The sequence below is a fragment of the Dactylosporangium siamense genome (genome assembly GCF_016862795.1).
Classification (GTDB): domain Bacteria; phylum Actinomycetota; class Actinomycetes; order Mycobacteriales; family Micromonosporaceae; genus Dactylosporangium; species Dactylosporangium siamense.
Genome location: NZ_BONQ01000023.1, coordinates 1 through 4,016 on the forward strand (window position 1 = coordinate 1; position 4,016 = coordinate 4,016).

The 4,016-nt window shown below is 71.0% G+C and carries 3 protein-coding genes and 1 tRNA gene; 3 read left to right on the forward strand and 1 reads right to left on the reverse strand.

What is annotated here, in order from left to right:
* Positions 1–77 precede the first annotated feature (77 nt).
* Positions 78–1,454 carry an NAD(P)/FAD-dependent oxidoreductase gene (locus tag Dsi01nite_RS07025; protein ID WP_203845217.1) on the forward strand — a complete coding sequence of 459 codons (1,377 nt, stop codon included), beginning with the start codon at positions 78–80 and terminating at the stop codon, positions 1,452–1,454.
* Here the strand turns inward: Dsi01nite_RS07025 and Dsi01nite_RS07030 are convergent.
* Positions 1,451–3,163, reverse strand: coding sequence for a hypothetical protein (locus tag Dsi01nite_RS07030; RefSeq protein ID WP_239135739.1), 1,713 nt, complete (start codon positions 3,161–3,163; stop codon positions 1,451–1,453). The two genes, Dsi01nite_RS07025 and Dsi01nite_RS07030, sit on opposite strands and share 4 nt — an antisense overlap.
* A gap of 148 nt (positions 3,164–3,311) precedes the next feature.
* On the opposite strand from Dsi01nite_RS07030, the gene Dsi01nite_RS07035 reads away from it, so the two are divergent.
* Together Dsi01nite_RS07035 and Dsi01nite_RS07040 are read left to right on the forward strand one after the other, a co-directional pair.
* Positions 3,312–3,392, forward strand: a tRNA-Leu gene (locus tag Dsi01nite_RS07035).
* A gap of 132 nt (positions 3,393–3,524) precedes the next feature.
* A partial coding sequence (locus tag Dsi01nite_RS07040; protein ID WP_239135740.1) for a lamin tail domain-containing protein occupies positions 3,525–4,016 on the forward strand: 492 nt, incomplete at its 3' end.

Sequence of the window (4,016 nt, forward strand, 5' to 3'; positions counted from 1 at the left end):
AGCTAGAAACAGTAACGGTCGTTACATGTCTGTGGCCTGACTGAACGTGAGCGGGTTTCGTCGTTAGCGTTGTTGATGTGGCTGCTAAGCGAATCCTGATCGTCGGTGCCGGACACGTCGGGCTCTACGCCGCTCTTCGCATGTCCAAGAAGCTGCACCGGCACGAGGCCGAGGTGACGGTTGTCGACCCTCAGCCGCACATGACGTATCAGCCGTTCCTGCCGGAGTCGGCGGCCGGCAACATCTCCCCGCGGCACACGGTCGTGCCGCTGCGGCGCGAGCTCAAGCGCTGCCATGTGCTCTCCGGTGAGGTCACCCGGATCGAGCACGCCCGCAAGGTGGCCATCGTCCAGCCGATCGTCGGGCCGGCCCGTGAGGTGCCGTACGACCACATCGTGGTGGCGCCGGGTTCGGTGTCGCGGACGCTGCCGATCCCGGGGCTGCGCGAGCAGGCGGTCGGCTTCAAGACCATCGGCGAGGCCATCTTCCTGCGCAACAGCGTGCTGGACCGGCTCGACGTGGCGGCGACCACGAGTGACCAGGCGACCCGCAAGAGGGCGCTGACGTTCGTGTTCGTCGGCGGTGGGTACGCCGGGATCGAGGCCCTCGCGGAGATGGAGGACATGGTCCGCGGGGCGTTGCGCTACTACCCGGAGATCCCGCAGGAGGATGTGCGGTTCGTGCTCGTCGAGGCGGCGCAGCGGATCCTGCCCGAGGTCGGCCCCGAGATGGGTGCCTACACGGTCGTGCAGCTCACCCGCCGGGCGATCGACATCCGGCTCGGCACGCGGCTGGAGTCGTGCGTCGACGGCATCGTGAAGCTGTCCGACGGCGACGAGTTCCCGGCCGACACGATCGTGTGGACGGCGGGCGTCAAGCCGCACCCGATGCTCGAGGACACGGACCTGCCGAGGACCCCGCGCGGCGCGATCACCTGCCTGCCCACGCTGCAGGTGGTGGACCAGAACCAGAACGTCGTCGAGGGCGCCTGGAGCGCCGGTGACTGCGCCGCCGTGCCGGACCTCACGTCCGAGGTGCCGGGGGCGTTGTGCTCGCCGAGCGCGCAGCACGCGGTGCGCCAGGCGGCCAGGCTGGCCGACAACATCGCCGCGGTCGTGCGTGGGCGCAGGCCGGTCGACTACAAGCACAAGCACGTCGGTTCGGTCGCCGGGCTCGGCCTCTACAAGGGGGTCGCGCACGTCTACGGCGTGAAGGTCCGTGGGCTGCCGGCGTGGTTCATGCACCGGTCCTACCACCTGAGCCGGATCCCCACGCTCAACCGCAAGATCCGGGTGCTGGTCGACTGGACGCTGCAGCTGGTGCTGCGCCGCGAGGTCGTCGCGCTCGGGTCGCTGCACGAGCCGCGCGAGCCGTTCCTCACCGTGGCCCCGCCGATCCCGCTGCCCACGAAGGTGGAGCAGAAGGACCAGGCCAAGGCGGCCAAGGCGGCCTAGGCCGCCCGCCACACCCAGACGTCCTCCACCAGTTCGCCGGGGCCGAGCAGGCCGTCCATGGTCTGCTTGAGCGCCCCGGCGTTCGGGTGGCGCGGGTCCAGCACGAAGGACGCCGCCCGCCAGTATTCGACGTCGTGGGTCAGCGCCTCCCGGTCCGGGGCGGTGACCTCCGCCGGCCGGCCGGACTTCGCGACCCGCTGCAGCAGCTGCGACGTCGGGCGGGGGTAGACGCCGACGGCCGCGGCGCCGCCCTTGCCGTAGGGCCCGATGAACCAGCCCTGCGGCGTGGCTATCCGCGCGTTCGTCGCCGCGGCCCAGCGCATGGCGTCCGGATCCCGCGGGTCGGGCAGCGGCACCGGCACGACCACGCCGTCCTCGGGCGCGTACACCTTCCAGTACCCCTCCGTGAAGAAGCGCGGCACGGGCGCCCGGTCGATCACGGGCAGCGGCGCCGGCGCCAGGGGCACGAGCGCGGCGACCACCGCGACCGGCACGAGCAGCCGCAGCGTCTCGGTCTGCGTGATCGCCGCGTCGACGACCCGCGCCAGGATCACGGCGAGCAACGGGATCGCGGCCAGCGCGAACCGCGTCGGCAGCGCGGACTCGATCACCGGCAGACCCGACAGCAGGGAGAACGGCCCCCGCTGCGACGTCGGCTCGCGGTCCATGGCGATGAACGGTCCGAGCGCGAAGAGGCACAGCACGACCGCGGTGACCGCCGCCGCGACGACGGCCGGGCGCCGCCACATCCACACGGTCGCCCCGAGCGCGACGAGCAGCAGCGGTGCGCCGAAGAAGGTGGTGTACTCGGCCGGGCCGCTGACCAGCCGCGCGGCGCTGTCGTCGCCGGCGAGCGACAGCGGTGAGATGGCGGTGAAGCTGAACAGGTCGGCGGAGAAGAACGACGGCAGGAAGACACCGCCCTCGACGCTCTGCGGCCCGTGGAACTGCAGCCACAGCGGATAGGCCAGCAGCGCCGCGGCCAGCCCGGCGGCGAGACCGAGCCCGAACACGAACGGCGGCGCGACCCGCCGTGATGGGCGGGCCACCGCCACGAACACGAGCGTGAACAGGGCGAGGGTGACCGCGGTGAGGAACAGCACCTCCTCGCCGACGAAGAACTGGACCGTGACCAGGGCGCCGAGCAGCAGCCCGGTCCGGGCGGTCCGCCAGGTGACCTCCGTCTGGTGGGCGATGCGGACCACGCACCAGACGATCGGCGGCACCAGCCACGCCGCCGTCATGTGCAGGTGCGCGTTGGACTGCGACACCATGCCGGGCGCGAAGGCGGCGAAGACCGCGCCGATCAGCGCGCCCGCCCGGTGCACGGCGAGGGTCCTGGCGAACAGCAGGTACCACCCGATCCCCGTGGCGGCGAGGTTGCCGGCGACCAGCAGGCTGAACGTGACGGGCGCGCCGAAGGCGAGGGTGACCGGCGCGAGCAGCAGCCCCATGCCGATCAGCGAGGCGTTGCACAGCAGGTTGACCCCGTCGGGCGCGTTCAGCATGCCGGTCACGAGGGAGAAGTCGCCGCGGTACGCTCGGGTGGCGTAGGCGAGGAACCATTCGTCGAGCGCCTGGTCACTCGGGTTGAGGGCGAGCGCCCGCCCCGCCGGACCGGGCCACAGGCGGTGCGTCAGGAACGCGGCGGCGAGCACGAAGAGCAGCCCGACCCCGGCGTCGACCGCCCAGCGGTGACGCATATGCATCGGCTGACCTTCATTTGTCAAGGTCTCCGGCGGCGCCATCTCAACCTCGTCGGTCAGTGGGGTGCTGCTCACCCGGATGACAGTAACGGCGGTCCCCTTGTCGGTGTTGAGGGTTCGTCGGACGGGCTACCGTGAGACGCGTTTCTAAGCCCGGGTGGTGGAACGGCAGACACGGCCGCCTTAAAAGCGGCTGCCGCGAGGCGTGCGGGTTCGAACCCCGCCCCGGGCACACCACTACTAGCTGCCCCACCGCGCGGCGGGTCCTGCGCGGGGGGTTCCCACCCCACAAGCCCTCCACGCGCCGTAAGCGGCGCACCGAGGACTCATTGTTTCGCCGTGCGTTCATGTTCCCTTCGTGGTGATGGCCGAGGCTCGCGGAAAACACCTTTTCCGTGAAGGGCCTGCGACATTGCGCACCCAGTTCCGAGTGATTGTTGCGTTAGCGACCGCTTTTGCCGGTATCACCGTCGGATATACGCCGGCGGTGGCGGAGGAAGCGTCCACCATCCGTATCAACGAGGTTGAGTCCAACGGCGGCACGCCCGGTGACTGGGTTGAGCTGGTCAACACCGGCGCCTCGGCCGTCGACGTGTCCGGCTGGGTGGTCAAGGACAACGACGACACCCACGTGTTCACCATCGCCGCGGGCACGAGCGTCGCCGCGGGCGGCTACCTGGCCGTGGACGTCGACCCGGTGTTCGGGCTCGGTGGCGCCGACTCCGCCCGGCTGTTCGCCGCCGACGGGGTGACGCCGGTGGACTCCTACAGTTGGACCGCGCACGCCGCGACCACCTACGGCCGGTGCCCGGACGGTAGCGGCGCGTTCGTCACGACCGCGTCGTCGACCCGCGCC

Bases quoted from the DNA above. Each gene is read 5' to 3' on its own strand.
- Dsi01nite_RS07030 (WP_239135739.1), bottom strand. From the start codon at position 3,163: ATGCATATGCGTCACCGCTGGGCGGTCGACGCCGGGGTCGGGCTGCTC.